We start from the raw sequence: 16654 nt of genomic DNA, 5'->3' as shown, positions 1-16654 counted from the left end.
CCGACGTGACTCCAAATCGGAACCTCGTGATGAAAAAACTTGTAGGCGGGGACGGCAAGGATTCTCGAACCACAAAGCCTGCAAGAGGAGGAATGTTATGCGCGTGAGTATTCTGGGCGCCGGAGCAATTGCCTATGGCCTTGCCGCCTATTTGGCACAATCGGGACATTCGCCAACACTTTGGTCACCGTCGGGACGCCGCACCCGAACGTTGGCTACTGGCGAATTATTGAAGGCGACGGGGGATATCGAGGCGACGGTGCCGGTGGGCATTGCCAAGGATTGTAAAGATGCCATCGACCACGCGGACGTGGTGGTGATCGCGCTTCCGGCTTACGGCCACAAGATGGTTATGGATGCCGCCGTCCCTCATCTGGCAGATGGAATTCCGGTCATCATCAGTTCGCATAGTTCGTTTGGGGCTCTGTATCTCTGGAAGCGGTTGACGGAGCGCAAGATCAGGTTGCCGATCGTCGTTTGGGGCACAACACTACTGACTGGTCGCCAGCTTGGATCAACCGAAGTCAATGTCACTTCCATTCGCCAGAAGCTTGATGTTGCGACGCTGCCTTTCGATGCGCTCGACCAAGGGTACGAGCTTTGCACGGCCTTGTTCGGCGATCGCTTCGTCAAGCGGGATGGTCTGCTGGCGATTGCGCTCAGCAACCTCAATCCGCAGAACCATCTGGGAATTGCCCTTCTCAATCTCACACGCATGGAGAAGGCCGAGCAGTGGAGCCAGGGGGGAAATGTCACTCCTGCCGTTGGCCGCTTTATCGAGGCTCTGGATGCCGAACGGTTGGCCATAGCTGCCCATTTCGGTATCGCGGTTCGTACCGTCCAGGAACATTTTTCATTGTCGTTCCACGTCCCCATGAACACTGTTTCGGAAATGAACCAGGAGATGGATCGTCAAGGCCGCGGCGGGTTTGGCCCGACAACCATCGAGAGCCGCTATATTCTCGAGGATGTTCCGTTCGGCCTGCTACCGACTGCCGTTCTGGGGAAGATCAGCGGAAATCCGGCGACACTCCATGAATCCGGAATTTCCATCTTGTCGGCGGCTTATGGTCGTGATCTCAGACGAGACAATGATATTCTTCCTGCACTCGGTATCGAGGCGATGACAAAGGCGGATCTTGAAGCCCTTTGCCGCAACGGGTTTTAACAGTGGATTTCAGCATCGGCCAATACAAACAAAGCCGGTCGTCCAGGATGCTATCAACGCATCGGCCGACGCGCCCACAGCGCGGATGCCAATCCAGTTGTCGGCAAGCGTCTCTACGTCGGGATCGATTTTGGCAGAATGTGCGAACAAAATCGACATAGAGACATTGAACTCGTCAAGGCCAACGAGTTCAATTGCTTAATTCAGAATCTGGCTAAGAAACAGCTTGCTGCGTTCGTGAAGCGGGTTTGTGAAGAACTCGACCGGAGTGTTGGTCTCGACAATCTCGCCCTGGTCCATGAACACAACGCGGTCCGCAACCTGGCGGGCGAATCCCATCTCATGGGTGACGCACAGCATTGTCATGCCATCACAGGCCAATGACGCCATTGTATCTAGCACCTCCTTGACCATTTCGGGATCAAGTGCCGAGGTCGGCTCGTCGAACAGCATAATTTTCGGGTTCATGCAGAGTGAGCGAGCAATGGCTACCCGCTGCTGCTGGCCGCCAGAGAGCTGACCGGGATATTTGTGCGCCTGATCGAGAATCCCCACGCGCTCGAGATAGTGGATGGCCGTCTGTTCAGCTTCATTGCGCTGAAGTCTGCGCACCCAGATCGGCGCCAATGTCAAATTCTCCAACACGGTCAGATGCGGAAAGAGGTTGAAATGCTGGAACACCATGCCGACGTCGCGGCGGATTTCATCGATCTTCTTCAGATCGTTCGTTAGCTCAGTGCCATTTACGACGATATGACCTTTCTGATGCTCCTCCAACCGGTTGACGCAACGGATCATCGTCGACTTGCCAGAGCCAGACGGTCCACAGATCACCAGCTTTTCGCCGCGACGAACCGTGAGATTGATGTTCTTCAAGGCATGGAAGGTCCCGTACCACTTTTTGACGCCAATCATCTCGACGGCAGCCAGCTCGGCAGTAGAAGATCCAGGTTCAGCATGTCGCGTGCGAGGAGTGAAAGACACCATGTTCTTGTTCCTAGTGCGATGTCGGACCGCGCCGTTCGAGGAAGTCGGCGAAACGGGCGAAGGAGAAGGAGAGCGCAAAGAAGATCGCGCCGATGAACAGGAAGGTCTCGGCCGCCGGCGATGGCCATTCGGGATCCGCAAGCGCTGCCTTGCCGGAACTGATCAAGTCGAATAGGCCCACGACGAGGACAAGACTGGTGTTCTTGATCATGACGATGATGGTGTTGGCTAACGCAGGGATGGCCACGCGGATGGCCTGTGGTAGGATAACGAGGTACTGGGTGCGCCAGAAGGGAAGGCCGAGCGCGGCGGCGGCCTCGTATTGCCCATTGGGGATAGCCTGAAGCCCGCCGCGGATGACCTCGGCCAGATAGGCCGCCGCAAAAATGGTCAGAGCAACCAGCGCGCGCACGAATTTGTCGGGCAGCAGCGATTCCGGCAGGAAGAGCGGCATCATGATCGATGCCACGAACAGGATAGACAAGAGGGGAAGGCCGCGCACTGATTCAATCAGTACCACCGCGCCGATCCGCACCGCAGCCATGGAAGAGCGCCGCGCCAGCGCAAGCAGGATGCCGACCGGGAAGGCGACACCGATGGCAACGACGGTCAGTATCAACGTTACAGGAAGTCCGCCCCATAAGGACGTGGGGACTTCGACCAGGCCAAGGCCACCACCCATCAACCAGACGATCAACGCGAATGCTGCCAACCAGAGCGCGAGTAATCGGGGTCTCCAGCTAGCCGGGCGAACAGACCAGCCCAGCAGCGCGAGGATGAGTAGGCACACAATGGCGGGACGCCAGCGGTCATCAATCGGATAGATGCCGAACAGGAGTTGGCCGGACTTGGCGTATACGAAACTCCAGCAGGCTCCAGCCGCCGCACGACAGGCGTTCGGGTCGGATTCGAACAGCACTGCGTCTACGACGAGCCAGCGCAGCACTGGCGGGACGGTGACCATCAGCAGAGTGCCAAACACCAGCGTCAATGCGGCGTTGAAAGGCGTACCGAATAGGAGCCCGGCAGAACGCTGCAGGACTGGGAAGCGAACACGTCGCTCTAGGGGATCGACCGGTAACGGGAGAGAAACGGCCTTCATGATTATCGCTCCACGATCGCGATGCGGCGGTTGTACCAGTTGGCTGCGCCCGACATGGTGAGATTGAGGGCGAGATAGACGCCGAGAATGATGAAGACGCCTTCAATGGAGTGGCTGGACTTGCTGATGGTTGTATTCATGACTGCAAGGAAATCCGGGTAGCCAACCGCGATTGCCAAGGTCGAGTTCTTGACGACGTTGATGTACTGGCTGTTGAGCGGTGGCACGATTACCCGCAGCATCTGGGGGATGACGATCAGGCGCAATATCTTGCCGCGCGGAAGGCCAAGCGAATGACCAGCGTCCCACTGGCCGCGGCCTATCGACAGGACACCGCCACGCACGATTTCTGCTACGAAACCCGTTGTGTAGAGGGTCAATCCGATGAGGATCGTGCTGAGCTCCGGGGTCAGTTCTTTGCCACCCTCAAAGTTCGAGCCGGTGAAGACCGGCCAGTCGATGGTGAACCGCGCGTCAGCGAGCCAAACTCCTGCGGCGCTAACTGCCAGCACACTGGGCACGACAGCCTTCGGCGACCAACCTTTGCGTACTGCGATCCAGCCTGCGATAGCGAGCGCGATGGCGCACAAGATCATGAGGAGACCGGTCATGCTTACGTCGATGCCAACGGCTGGCACCACGAAACCGCGCATGGAAGCATAGACGCCAGGCAGCGGGTTGAGCGCCTCGCCGACTGGCGGCAACATTTTCCACCACAGCGAATAGAGGAAGATCAGAAGGACGATAGGGGGCGAATTACGCGCCAGTTCCACCCACACGCGACATGTGCCCGCAGCCAGTGGGTTGCTGCTCAGCCGCGTGATGCCCACGATCAGTCCGAGAATGGACGAGAAGACGGTGACCAGCGTGGAAATGAAGACGGTGTTGGCCAGCCCGACTACAATGGCCCAGTAGTACGGATCCCGCGACTTGTATGTGAGGATTGCCTCGGAGATGACGATCCTGGACGGCATGGACAAGAAGTCAAAGCCTATCGGGATACCGCGCGCCTCAAGGTTGGCGAAGGTGGTGCTGACGAGTAGCGCTGCGAACGCCAGGAAAGCAGTCGCCAAGGCGGCCTGAATGATGATTGATCTGATTTTGGCGTCACTCAACATGCTGACCTCGGATCCACATCGCTATCGGAATCGAGGAGCGCGCCAGGCGCTCCCCTCGACGCGCTTTAATCCCACGGGAAAGGGTAGTTCAGGCCGCCATCTTTCCACAGGGCGTTCAAGCCGCGTTCGACCTTGAGCGGGCTATCCTTGCCAAGATTGCGATCCCAAATCTGGGCGTAATTGCCGGTCTGCTTGATGACGTTGTAGACCCAATTGTCATCCAGCCCGAGCGGCTTGCCGAAGCCGGCTTCCTTGCCCAGCACTCGCTGGACCTCCGAATTGCCCCCAGCGAGCTTTTCGTCGATATTTTCCGACGTGATGTTGTTGGCCTCTGCCCAGAACAGGGCATTTATCGTCCAGCGAACGATGTCGAAGAGCTGTTCATCGCCGCGCGCGATCGCCACGCCATTGGGCTCGGCAGCCTTTCCGACTTTGATGATGTCGTAATCGTTAGGATTCTTTGCGACCGAGGCACGCTGCCCTGCTGCCGCGGTTCCATCGGTGACGTAGGAATCGCAGCGGCCGCCGAAGAAGGCATCGCGGGCCTGGAGGGTCGAGTCGTAGTAGACCTTCTTCATCGAGATCCCGAATTCCTCCTCGGTTTCCTCAATCGCCTTCTCGGTCAAGCTGCCGCCGCCTTGAAGGCAGACAGTCTTTCCGTCGAGCAGCTTCGGCTCGGTGATTTTGTCCGCTTTGCGGACGAGGATGCCATCCGTGTCATAGAGGTTGATCCAGACGAAACGGACCACGGCATCGCGCGTGTAGGTGATCGTGGACGTGCGCGACAGAATATCGATTTCTCCAGTCTGTAGTGCAGGAAGTCGCTGAGCAGCATTGAGCGGCACGTATCGGATCTTATCCTTGTCCCCAAGAATGGCGACCGCGAATGTACGGCAGATGTCGGAATCGAAGCCGCGATAATACCCCTTTTCGTCGGGTCGAGAGAGACCGGGCACTCCCTGGCTCGCGCCGCAACTGACGTAGCCGCGTGCCTTTATCTTTTCGACGACGCTTTGCGCGGCCGCATCTCCCGCGCTTGACGCCAAGCCGACCAGCCCGATCGCTAAGGCGGCAAGCCATTTATGCCCTTCGCATTTCATATCCATTCCCCTTTTGTTGAAGTTGTTGTCATTCTGCAGCCTTGGCGTCGCCAACTGTGGTTCGTCGCGTTTCCGCAAAGTGTTCGAAGGCCTGCGACAGATCGGCGAGAAGGTCGCCGACGGCCTCCAGGCCGATCGAGAGCCGCCAAACTGGGCCAGGCTTCAGCCAGTCGAGGCCACTGCGCCCCTTTCGAGGATCACTGACGGAGATCAGCGAGTGCACCCCGCCCCAGCTTGCACCTAGCCTGAACAGTCGCATGCGACGCAGAGCCTCGGATTGGTGGGGCGCTAGTTCCGGCTGCAACACAAACGAAAAGACACCTGCCGATCCGGCGAAGTCACGCTTCCAGGTCAAGTGGCCGGGATGGTCGGGCTCACTCGGATGCAGGATCTGCGCAACCTCGGGGCGCTCCGACAGCCACGATATGATGTTCAGAGCGGTGCTGTCGGCTTGGCGCATGCGCACCGGCATGGTCATCAGGCCGCGCTCGCACAATGCGCAATCCTCCGGCGAAACGCCGTAACCGAGAAAACGCGCGGTGTCCTTTAACCGCCGGAACAAGCTCTCGTCGTTCACCGCCACCGAGCCCATCAGCAGGTCGCCGTGGCCGCCGGCATGTTTAGAAAGTGCCTGCATCGAGACATCGACACCATGCTTGAGTGGTTTGAACAGTAAGTGTGAGGCCCAGGTATTGTCGACCGCGACAAGCGCGCCAGCCTCGTGGGCCGCAGCCGTGATTGCCGGCACGTCCTGTACCTCAAAGGTCCCGGAACCCGGCGATTCCACCCAGACCAGCCGCGTCCTGCCATCGATCAACGCCGAAATTCTTCCGTCAAGCTTGGGATCGTAGGTCACCGTATCGATGCAAAGGGGAGCGAGAAGGCGGGCGGCCATTTCGCGTGCCGGCCCATAGAACGTCTCCGGGATCAGAACCCGATCGCCACCATGGCAGACGGTCATGGTCGTCAGCGTTATGGCCGCCATTCCTGAAGGGACGACGAGCGCCCGAGATCCGCCTTCCAGCGCAGCGATATGGTCTTCCAACTGGCGGCTGGTCGGAGTCCCGTAAAGTCCGTAACTGAAGCCATCGTACAGTCGCTCGACGCGGCGCTCGAAGGAGTCCAGATCGTCGAAGACCACCGTTGAGGCGCGTTCAACTGGCATCGCCAACGACCTGAATGGCTCCTCCGAGCGCCTGGGAGGATGGATATGTGAAGTGTCGTCGTGTCGGGTCATGGGCGGACTTTAACTGGCTCGCCCATTGCCATCTATGACCGTTACGATAAAGATAATCCATTTTTGATATGGACCGCCAATGAACCCGCGCGACATCGATGTGTTCAACGCAATCATGATCACGGGTGGCGCCGGCGCGGCGGCGACGCTGCTGGATACTTCGCAGCCCGCGATAAGTCGCTCTCTGACGAAGCTGGAGTCGGAGCTCGGTTTCAACCTGTTCGACCGTATCCGCGGCAGGCTGGTGCCGACCCGGGAAGGAGAACTTTTCCACACTGAGGTAAAGGCCAATCTGGTGGGGCTGGATCGGCTCAAGCTGCGAGCGGCCCAGATCAAGGAAGTCGGGACGGGGACGATCCGCGTTGCCAGCCTCTCGGCGCTCGGGCACGGTCTGGTGCCGCGTGCCATTGTGGCCTTCTCCAACAAACATCCACAGGTTCGCATCAGCTATCAGGTGCGCACGTCCAATGTCGTGCGCGACCTTGTGGCATCTGGCAGTTTCGACATCGGTCTCGCTGCCGACGAGGTCGATACGACAGGCGTGCTGCACAGCATCTTCACCACCCCGCGCGCTGTCTGCGTGATGCCGAAGAACCACCGGTTGGCCCGCAAGCCTGTTGTCACGCCTGGGGATCTTGATGATGAGGCGTTCCTGGCACTGTCGCCGGAAGACACGGTGCGGCTCGCCATGGACAAGATCTTTGCCGAGCATCGTGTGCGGCCACGCGTCTTGATTGAAACACCTTACGGTCTGACCATTGCCATCCTTGCCGCGAAGGGCATGGGTATCGGTCTGGTCAATCCTTCCGTCATTGCCGACCGCATGATCGACGGCATCGTCGCCAAGCCATTCGAGCCAGCCGTCCATTTCCGAGCACTGATTTTGCGCCCGCCGGACGGCATCAACTCGACGTTGACAACCGATTTCATCGCCGAGCTTTATGCAGCGCGCAATGCGCTGTCGAGCGAGATCTAGGCGAAGGAACTATCGCATTTGTGAGCCCAACCCCAGTGACCGCCCCGGTGTTTGGTGATGGCCTTGAATTCGTCGATCGACTGACGCTGGTCTCGATCCAGCATGCCGTATCAGGCCACAGAATGGTAGACAGCTCAAGCCAAAGCTTGAATCTCACGGCCCCACGCTCTTGGGTTGCGTCAGGATTTAATTGTGTGTTCGCTGAACGAGAGATTTCGCTTGCCGCATAGTTGTCGGCCCTGCTCCTTGCCCCTGATGGAGGCTATCGAACTCACTCAAAGTCCGCGCGGCTGGTCTCTTCCCGAATGGATTTCAGCACTCTTGCCTGAAGCTCCAGGACATCGCGATCATGCTGAACGCCGGTCGGCCGCGGCCTGACGGCAGGCACCGTAATGCACTCCTTGATACGACCCGGGTTGAGGCCCATGACGAAGATGCGGTCGGACAGATAAACCGCCTCCTCGACATCGTGGGTGACGAAGATCACGGTCAGGCGATGCTCCTGCCAGATCTGCATCAAGAGTTCCTGCATCTGGCCACGGGTCAGCGCATCTAGCGCACCGAAGGGCTCGTCCATCAAAAGCATCTTCGGCCGATAGGACAAAGCGCGCGCAATAGCGACGCGCTGCTTCATGCCGCCGGAAAGCTGGCTCGGAAAGCTGTCGGCAAAGCGCGAAAGCTTCACCAGGTCGAGATGCTGGCGCGCCACTTCGGGAATGTCCTTGGCATCATGCCCGGTCTCGCGCAGCGCGAACTCAACATTCTGCAGCGCGGTCAGCCATGGCAGCAAGGTGTAGGACTGGAAGACGACGCCACGATCGCGGCCCGGTCCGATGATCGGATTGCCGTCGACCAGCATCTCGCCTTGCTGATAGTCCTGCAGGCCGGCGATGATCGAGAGCAGCGTGCTCTTGCCGCAGCCCGACGCGCCGACCGGCGAAACGAACACGTTGTCGCCGACTTCGAGGTTGATGTCGTCGAGCACCTTGATCGTCGACCGGCCGTTGGTGAACGATTTTTGCAGATGCGAGATCTTAAGCTTGGGATGCATCTGCATGTCAGGACTTCCTCTCATATTTGAAGAAATGCCGACCGAGGAATCGCATGATCTGGTCCGTCGCCAGGCCCAGTATGCCGAGCACCAGTATGTAGCCGATCGCCATGTCGGTTTGCAGATAGCGCTGGGCAACCGTGATCCGGTACCCAAGCCCGGAATTGGCGGCAACAAGTTCAGCCAGCGTCACCCAGGTCCAGGCCCAGCCCAGCGAGATGCGCAGCGTGTCCCAGATCTGCGGCATCGCCGAAGGCACGACAATGCGCATCAGAACGCGCAGGTCGCTCATCCCCAGTGTTCGTCCAAAACCGATGAAGTCTGTGGGAACACGCTTGATGTTGTCCTTAAATTCAGCGCCTGCTGGAAATAGGTGCCGATCCAGATGATCAGGAATTTCTGGATGTCGCCGGTGCCGCTCCACAGGATGGTCAGCGGCACGAAGGCCACGACCGGCATGTAGCGGACGAAATCGAGGAATGGCTCGATCGCCGCCTCCCAGAAGCGGTAGGCGCCGATCAGGATGGCGGTCGCCAGCGCCATCACCGACGCGAGGAGGAAGCCGATCATGATGCGGTAGACGCTGTTGCCGACATCGCTGGCCAGCGTTCCATCCATGGCGAGCTTGGTAAGTTTGGCGACTACGGCAAGGGGGGAGGGCAGGAAGATCGGCTTGGTCATGCCGAGCCCTGTCGCCAGGAACCACGCCGCGATGAAGAGCAGGAAGGCGCAGACGGCGATGAAGAGATAGGTCGAGCCAGAAATTTCTGCCGCCATGCTCAGCAACGGTTTTCGCTGCGGGCGTTGCACGGTCTGCTTCAGGACGGCTGTGTCTGTCTGTAGGGTCATCGTGATCTCACGGGCCGGGTGAAAGGGCTGCTGTTCGACAGGATGCGATCGCGGATTTCCGAAACCGAATTCGCATGCGCCATGAACCCTTCATATTGGGCGAAGGTGCGGGCGGCCGGCGCCAGCCGCTGATAGGCCGCCTGGGAAAGGTAGGCGATCGAGGAGCGCTTCATGAAATCGAAGACGGATAGCAGCGATGCCGTGTTGGCCCGCCCGCCCGTCGGCAGGACGTGGCTCGGTCCAAGCACGAAGTTGGCAATCGAATGCGGGCCGAGCAGGATCTCGCCGGCATTCCTGATCCTCGGCAGCAGCTCGAAGGCCGATGTCGACAGCACGGCCAGATGCTCTGCCGCATAGTCGTTGATGAAGTCGAACGCCGCTTCGATCGAAGGCGCCAGCACGATGCCGCCATTCCTGCCGTTCAGCACGGTGCGGGAGAAATCCGCGCGATACTCTCCCATCGCCTCCCAGAACTGTGGCACCGCGGCGGCGATGGCTTCCGCCAGTGCTCGGTCGGTGGTGACGGCAAAGGCTGACGAGTCTGGTCCATGTTCCGATTCAACTGTCAGCTCCAGTGCGGCAAGCGCGGCCGGAACCGAACTGTCGGCATAGACCAGCAATTCGCTCGGGCCGGCCGGGCTGCCCGGATCGATCCGGTTCGACAGAAGCTGGCGCGCCGCGCTGACCCATGGACTGCCGGGGCCGACAATCTTTGCGCATTTCGGCACGGTCTGCGTGCCATAAGCGACCGCTGCCACCGCCTGGGCGCCGCCGCAGACATATATGTCGTCGATGCCAATCAAGGATGCGATGAAACGCGTGGCGGCGTCGGCCGAACCGTCCGGCCCCGGTGGTGTCACGATCACCACCCGTGCGACACCGGCCACCTTGGCGGGCACCGCGGTCATGATCGCGCTCGACTGGAAGAAGCCTTTGCCGCGCGGCACGTAGCAGGCGACGGAATCGATCGACGTCCAGCGGTCGCCGATCAGCGCGCCTTCGGTTGCCTCGTTTAGCCAGAGGTTGTCGGGCATCTGTGCCTCATGAAAACGCCTCACCTGCGCCACCGACAGCCGGATCGCCGCGACGACATCGGGATCGAGTTCCTTCTCGGCGCCGGCGATCTGGCTTGCGGACACCTTCAAAGCCGTGCGGTCCAGCGTCACGCCGTCAAACCGGGCGGCAAGTTCGATCAGGGCATCGTCGCCTCTGGTCCGCACGGCGGCGATGATCGGCTCGACCTTGCGGATCGTGTCGGTGAGATCGGCCTCGGTCCGCTCCAGCAGGCGCGTGCGCGCCTCGGACGACATCGTGGCCAGGTCGTGGATTGCTACATCTGACAATCTGTTTCCTTCGTCTCGTCGAAACGCCCCTTCAAGGGGCGACGCGTGCGGCAAGCCAGCCGCCGTCGATATTGAGGATGTGGCCGGTGATGAACTGGGCGTCCGGGCCGCACAGGAACAGGATGCCGCCGGCGACATCCTCTGCCGTGCCGACGCGACGGATCGGCGTGGTTTCGATCATCGCGCGCCGGTACCAGGCGTCCGACGCGATGCGTTCGGCGACGATCGGCGTGTTGATGACGCCGGGCGCCACACCGTTGACGCGGATCCCGTCGGCCGACAGGTCGGCGGCCAACTGGCGCGTCAGTTGCGACAGCGCGCCCTTGGACGCGGCATAGGGGGCGGTGTTGGGAAAACCGACCTCGCCGAACACCGAACAGACATTGACGATAGAGCCGCCCGGCCTCGCCAGATGCGGAAGCGTGTCGCGGGTCAGGCGCATCGCCGCGCGCACGTTGATCCCCATGACACGGTCGATCAGTTCGTCACTGCTGTCGCCAAGCGTCTTGGAACCGGCGACGCCGGCATTATTGATCAGGATATCGATGGTCCCGAACTGTGCCTTTGCAGCCGTGACGATCCGCGCCGGGGCATCGTCATCGGCGAGATCTATCGTCAGTTTCGGTTCCGCGCAGTCGGCCAGATAGTCCGCGTTCCAGTCGACCGAAAGCACCGCCGCGCCTTCGGCTTGCAACCGCTTGGCGGTAGCCAGGCCAATGCCGTTGCCGGCACCGGTCACCACGGCGGCCTTTCCCTGAAATCGCTTTTCCATAGCCAGCTCTTTTCCTGAGTCTCTAGATCGTCTGCCCGCCGTCGATCGTGAATTCGGACCCGGTGATGTATTCGCTGCCGGGCGACACCAGGAACGCCACGAGATGCGCGATCTCCCGCGGGCTAGCCAGCCGGTTGAGCGGCACAGAGGCGGTCATTTCAGCCAGGTTCTCAGCGGTGTTCTCGCCAAGCATCGGCGTGTCGACCAAGCCTGGATGCACCGCGTTGACCCGGATGTTGCGGCCGGCGAGTTCGCGCGCCGCGACCTTGGTCATGCCGCGGATCGCCCATTTCGAGGTCGAATAGGCAAAGGCGCCGCTAAAGCCTCTCAAGCCGCCCGTGGAGCAGACGTTGACGATCGAGCCGCCCTGCGCCGGCATCAGCGCGGCGGCGGCGCGCATGCCGAGGAACGTGCCCAGCTGGTTGACGTCGGTGACGGCCTGGAAACCGGCGACGCTTTCTTCCAGGAATGGCACCGGATTGAAGATGGCGGCGTTGTTGACCAGCGCATCGACGTGGCCGAACCGCTGGGCAACGATGTCCGAAATCCTCGCCCAATCGGCTTCATCAGCGACATCGAAGGCGGCCGACAGGATCTGGCCGGCGCCGGTGGCCTGTTCGCTCACGCCGGTGAACGACCGGTCGAGTGCGATCACGGTGGAACCTATCGACGCGAACAGCGTCGCGATCGCCGCGCCGATCCCGCCGGCGGCACCGGTGACGATTGCCGTTTTCATCTGGTCAGCCTGTTGTCGCCGGCATCCGAGGGCAGGGACGGCGAACGCCCCTTGCGCCATTGCCGCACATAGTCCTGGCATGTCGTGAAGCCGGCGCGCTCATGCGACGCGACATGGCGAATGAATTCCTCGAGCATCAGCAGCCGGTGGCCGCGCCCCATGATCTGCGGATGCATGGTCACCACCATCACGCCGCTGCCGATCCGCTGGTAGAGAAAGTCGAACTCCCCTTTCCAGATCTCCAGCACGCTCGAGGGTGCACGGCCGCCGGGCAGGTAGCCCTTGTCGGTCGCCAGAAACTCGAATTGCGGAAAGTCGTCGAGATGCCAGGCGACAGGCATTTCGACGAGATCGACTGGCAGGCCGAAGCGGAATTCTTCCGACGTCGACCACGCATCGCCGATCCGGCACCAATAGGGCTCATGGTCGTTACCCATCATCGAGCTTTCATACTCGAAACCGAGTTCGAGCAGCAGTTCGATCGTGGACGGGCTGTTGTCCCAGGCCGGCGAGCGGTACCCGGATGGCCTGATGCCGGCGACCTTGTCCAGCGCCTCCAGGCCTCGCAGCAGGACGGCGCGCTCTTCCTCGCGCGTCAGCAGCACAGGGTTCTCATGAACCCAGCCATGATGGCCGATCTCGTGGCCGCCATCGCGAAAGGCGCGCACGACCGGCGGGAAGGCGAGGGCGGAATGGCCGGGCACGAAGAAGGTTGCCGGAATGCTGGCCTGCTCCAGCACCTTCAGGATGCGGCGCGCGCCGATCGGATCGAACTCGCCGCGCGAGAGCATGCTCGGTGACGTCGCCCGTTGGCTGCCGATCCATGTCGAATAGCCATCGAAGTCGAACGTCAGCGCCACTTGAACGTCAGGGCTGGTCATGCCTGGGTTTTCTTCCCGCCATCGCATAGGAATAGGCGGGCCGCGTTGGCCCGCCTGCCGGTTTCGCAACGCTTATTTCCAATGCGCCACGGTCGAGCCGATGGCCGCGTCGTAGGCGATGTCCTTGTCGATCAGCTTGGCCGCGATCGCCGCCTTGACGATGCCGGGATAAGTGTCGGACTTGAACACGCCGTTGAGCGCCTTCTGGCTTTCGCTGGCCGAGTAATACGACACGCCGTCGAAGGCCGTCGCCAGGTCCGCCGGCTCGGCGCCGACTCCCTTGGCGATGATGGCGCGGCCTTCCTCGGTGTGGGCGCGATAATATTCCAGCGCCTGGTCCCAGCTCTTCAGCATGGCCTGCACCTGGCCCGGCTTCTTCTTCAGCGTCTCTTCCGGCACGGAAAGCACGTCGCTGATCAGGCCGGGCGCCTCGCCGGCCTCGGCCAGCACCTTGATGTTCTTGTCGGCGCCGATGGCTGCCGAGATGTAAGGCTCATAGGTGACGGCCGCCGGTACGGTGCCGGAAATGATCGCGGTGCCGGCGCTTGCCGCCGGCATCGGCAGGACATTGACGTCGTCGATGGTCATGCCGTTCTTCTGCAGCACATAGTTCAGCAGCAGATCGCTGGTCGATCCGCGCTCGAAGGCAACCTGCTTGCCCTTGAGGTCGGCCACGGTCTTGATGTCGCCGTTGACGAGGATGGCATCGGCCTTGGTGCTGGCATCAAGCAGCAGCACGCCCTTGATCGGAATGCCGGCCTGCACCTTGGCCAGCAGTTGCTGGATGGATTCGTTGTCGCCGTCGACCTGTCCGGCGGCAACCGCCGCGCCCATATCCTTGTCCTCGACGAAATTGGTCAGCTCGACGCCTTCCAGGCCATTGGCTTTGAAGAAGCCTTTTTCCTGGGCGATGTACCACATGCCGTAGCCGAGCCAGGGCGATATCGCGAGCTTGAACACGCCCGGTTCAACCGGCAGGTCCTGTGCTTTTGCCGGCTGTGCGGCGAACGGCAGTGCGGTGGAGAGCGCCAACAGGGCGACCGCCCCGGTGAAATGTCTTCTGATGGTTCCCATGATCCTGGTCCTTGTTCCCAAAGTGTGATGTTGAACTGTCGCTATGCTGTCGAAGCCGATGGGGTGGCGGGTTGGCTCCCGCTCTGTTGCTGTCGATCCCGGGCCGGCCGGCTCTTTGCCGACGCCAGATGCGTCAGCAAATTCTTGGTGACCCTGCCGACGTCGTTCATGGCGTCGCCGGTCGGCAGAGCGCCGCACCAGGCGACCGAACTCGCGCAAAAGATCAAACCGCCTGAAGGCAGGTGGCGCAGCGTCATCTCCGCGCAGCGCCGCGATGCGCGCTCCTCCTCGCCGCCCTCATACCAGCGCGTAGCGTCGTGGACGAAGCTGTCAGGAAAACCGGTTGCGCGCGCAATGACTGTTGTATCGGGGGAGGTGCCAAGATGCGGGTCGGTGGCATCGACCTCGTAGCCGGCCGCGCCGCCCAGCACGATGCCCTCGTCGCCGAAGGCTTCGTTGGCGACGCCGTCGAACAGCCATGCGGCCGAAGGTTGGTGGCTTTCCGGCGTGCGCGTAAAAGGCCGCGCGCGGTCAAAACCCATCAGCGAGATGGCGACGCCGGTCAGCGAGAATTCGCCGCGCCCGCTGGCGCGCAGATGGCCGCCCGGCTGGTTGGTAATCGACAGCGATTGTTCGGCGATCGGTCCGTCCCAGGTGCGGCCTGCCTCGAGCGGCGAACGGCGGAGTTCCATCAGATCGTCCTGGAACGCCACCTTGCCGGCAAAGCCATTGCCGCCGAGATAGGCGATGCTACCGCCCGTCGCCGCGAACTGGCGCAGCGCATGCTCCATCTCGATCGACATGTATTCGGGATGGCTGCCGGTGATGACCGCCTGGTAGCCCTGCAGGCCCGCAACGCCGCGCTCATGCAGGTCGCGGTCGGTGATGAGATCGAAGGCGATGCCGTTAGCGTGGCAGAAGCGCAGGAAATGCAGGTCGACTGGCAGATTGTGCGGGCAGCCGCAGAGCGGGTATTTGTAGTCGTCGCGCAGCGTTGCCTTCGGTTTTCTGTAGGAACAGATCGACACGCCGCTGAGATCGCTGTGGTAGTCGTAGAGCGACTTCAGATTGTTATCGATGGCGAAGCGATGGCCGCGATCCTCGCACATCCACTCGTAGAGATGCGCCGGCAGGAATTCATCAGCGTAGGCGAGATAGGTGGCCGTCGGTACCAGGAACAACAGCGGTGCCTGGCGTGCCGTCGAGGTGATGAAGAAGACGATGCGCTCCGATCCTTCGTCATGGCTGACTTCGAAGGCATAAACCCCGGCAGACGCTTCGGCGGGGACCTGCAAATGGTAGGAAGCAGGCCAATCCAACGCACCCATGTCGTCGTCATGGCAATGCACCGCGTCGTAATGCGATGGCACCAGCCGGGGATCGAAACTCGACCCGTCCCAGCGGCGCGAAGTCATGCAGAACGCGGGCTGGTTGACCGTTTCCAGGAGGAGAACGTCATCTCCACCTGTCGAGGCGATCGGACCGCTCGGCAGCAAGGTGGGGAAGGTCCAGGCGGTGCGTCCGGCCGCGGTTTGCAGGGCGATCGCTGAGAATTTGGCATTGAGCGACCTGACGTCGTTTGCCGCGCTGGTACCGAAGATCATGTCACCGGACAGGGACCAGGGCCGATCGAATTGATGCTGCAGGCGAAACGGCGACAACAGGTCGTCGGAGCCGATGTTCAGGACCGTCCCGCCGCCATCGGATGAAATCTCGACCATGAGCCAGGTGTTTGCTGGCAGGGTCTCGCCGATTTCCAGCGGCTTGCCGTCATGGCCTGACGTCAGCCGCCCGTCCTGCAACCCAACTAGCAAATTTCCGCACTCGAAGAGCACGCGAGCGCCGTCATTGCGGGTCAAATAGACCTCGAAGGAAACACCGCCGATTTCGGTGGCCTTGGCCAGTTCCGATGCCGTGATCCTCAGGAAGGACCCATGGTTGAAGTCGCGATGCGACGCGGCATTTTCTGTCGGTTCGACATCCCAGTCCATGACCGCGGCCGAGGGCGTATCGAGCCGCAAGATCCGCACAGCGCGCACCGGCCGCGACGACGAGACGTGAAGCGCGACAGGCGTACCAGTCGCTGTGTGCCAGGGCACCGTGTAGCCTGAAACGGCCATGGCGCCATGATCGACGGGACGTTTCATCGCGGCGAAAATCCCCGCCGCGATCTCGGCCTGTGCGCGGTCTCGAATGGCAAACTGGACAATTCTCTCGTACCCCTTTCTTTTTTGATTTACACTACGGGCATCGTTTCTTG

Annotated in this window: 14 protein-coding genes and 1 pseudogene; 2 read left to right on the top strand and 13 right to left on the bottom strand. The window is 61.0% G+C overall.

What is annotated here, in order from left to right; genetic code table 11:
• Positions 1-97 precede the first annotated feature (97 nt).
• Positions 98-1168 (top strand): NAD/NADP octopine/nopaline dehydrogenase family protein, encoded by a 1071-nt coding sequence (locus tag NKH57_RS20970; protein WP_352946864.1) that lies wholly within the window; start codon positions 98-100, stop codon positions 1166-1168.
• A 198-nt stretch (positions 1169-1366) separates the two neighbouring features.
• On the opposite strand, the gene NKH57_RS20965 is transcribed toward NKH57_RS20970, so the two are convergent.
• The 5 genes from NKH57_RS20965 to NKH57_RS20945 form a co-directional block, all read right to left on the bottom strand.
• The gene (locus NKH57_RS20965; protein ID WP_502907321.1) at positions 1367-2155 is read right to left on the bottom strand and encodes an amino acid ABC transporter ATP-binding protein; all 789 of its coding nucleotides are present in this window, start codon (positions 2153-2155) and stop codon (positions 1367-1369) included.
• Between the two features lie 10 nt (positions 2156-2165).
• Entirely contained in the window at positions 2166-3257 is a 1092-nt protein-coding gene (locus NKH57_RS20960; RefSeq protein ID WP_352895601.1) for an amino acid ABC transporter permease, read from the bottom strand.
• Positions 3258-3259: 2 nt separating this feature from the next.
• Positions 3260-4375: an amino acid ABC transporter permease gene (locus NKH57_RS20955; RefSeq protein WP_352946862.1), complete on the bottom strand. Its 1116-nt coding sequence runs from the start codon at positions 4373-4375 to the stop codon at positions 3260-3262.
• 65 nt (positions 4376-4440) lie between these two features.
• Complete coding sequence (locus tag NKH57_RS20950; protein ID WP_352946859.1) at positions 4441-5529, bottom strand: transporter substrate-binding domain-containing protein; 1089 nt, start codon at positions 5527-5529, stop codon at positions 4441-4443.
• A complete protein-coding gene (locus NKH57_RS20945; protein ID WP_352946856.1) occupies positions 5504-6712 on the bottom strand; it encodes a trans-sulfuration enzyme family protein in 1209 nt (402 codons plus the stop codon). Before NKH57_RS20945 ends, NKH57_RS20950 begins: the two co-directional genes overlap by 26 nt.
• Positions 6713-6791: 79 nt before the next feature.
• Between NKH57_RS20945 and NKH57_RS20940 the strand changes: the two genes are divergently transcribed.
• Positions 6792-7688, top strand: a complete 897-nt coding sequence (locus NKH57_RS20940) for a LysR family transcriptional regulator (protein ID WP_352946854.1) — start codon at positions 6792-6794, stop codon at positions 7686-7688.
• Positions 7689-7959: 271 nt separating this feature from the next.
• Here the strand turns inward: NKH57_RS20940 and NKH57_RS20935 are convergent, their stop codons facing one another.
• The 8 genes and pseudogenes from NKH57_RS20935 to NKH57_RS20900 all read right to left on the bottom strand — a co-directional run bounded on the left by NKH57_RS20935 (position 7960) and on the right by NKH57_RS20900 (position 16541).
• Positions 7960-8739 carry an ABC transporter ATP-binding protein gene (locus NKH57_RS20935; RefSeq protein ID WP_352946912.1) on the bottom strand — a complete coding sequence of 260 codons (780 nt, stop codon included), beginning with the start codon at positions 8737-8739 and terminating at the stop codon, positions 7960-7962.
• A 7-nt stretch (positions 8740-8746) separates the two neighbouring features.
• Positions 8747-9516 (bottom strand): annotated as a pseudogene (locus tag NKH57_RS20930) (ABC transporter permease).
• A gap of 68 nt (positions 9517-9584) precedes the next feature.
• Positions 9585-10931, bottom strand: coding sequence for a histidinol dehydrogenase (gene hisD, locus NKH57_RS20925; protein WP_352946851.1), 1347 nt, complete (start codon positions 10929-10931; stop codon positions 9585-9587).
• 31 nt (positions 10932-10962) lie between these two features.
• Positions 10963-11703, bottom strand: a complete 741-nt coding sequence (locus NKH57_RS20920) for an SDR family NAD(P)-dependent oxidoreductase (protein ID WP_352946849.1) — start codon at positions 11701-11703, stop codon at positions 10963-10965.
• Between the two features lie 22 nt (positions 11704-11725).
• Positions 11726-12439 (bottom strand): SDR family NAD(P)-dependent oxidoreductase, encoded by a 714-nt coding sequence (locus NKH57_RS20915; protein WP_352946847.1) that lies wholly within the window; start codon positions 12437-12439, stop codon positions 11726-11728.
• Positions 12436-13320: a polysaccharide deacetylase family protein gene (locus NKH57_RS20910; protein WP_352946845.1), complete on the bottom strand. Its 885-nt coding sequence runs from the start codon at positions 13318-13320 to the stop codon at positions 12436-12438. The genes NKH57_RS20915 and NKH57_RS20910 overlap by 4 nt, the downstream gene beginning before the upstream one ends.
• 72 nt (positions 13321-13392) lie before the next feature.
• Positions 13393-14394, bottom strand: a complete 1002-nt coding sequence (locus tag NKH57_RS20905; RefSeq protein WP_352946842.1) for an ABC transporter substrate-binding protein — start codon at positions 14392-14394, stop codon at positions 13393-13395.
• 41 nt (positions 14395-14435) lie between these two features.
• Complete coding sequence (locus NKH57_RS20900; protein ID WP_352946840.1) at positions 14436-16541, bottom strand: N,N-dimethylformamidase beta subunit family domain-containing protein; 2106 nt, start codon at positions 16539-16541, stop codon at positions 14436-14438.
• Between the last annotated feature and the right edge of the window lie 113 nt (positions 16542-16654).

The organism is Mesorhizobium sp. M1050, assembly GCF_040318715.1.
Classification (GTDB): domain Bacteria; phylum Pseudomonadota; class Alphaproteobacteria; order Rhizobiales; family Rhizobiaceae; genus Mesorhizobium.
The sequence above is the reverse complement of the archived record's forward strand: the minus strand, read 5'-3'. Positions and strand labels throughout refer to the sequence as shown.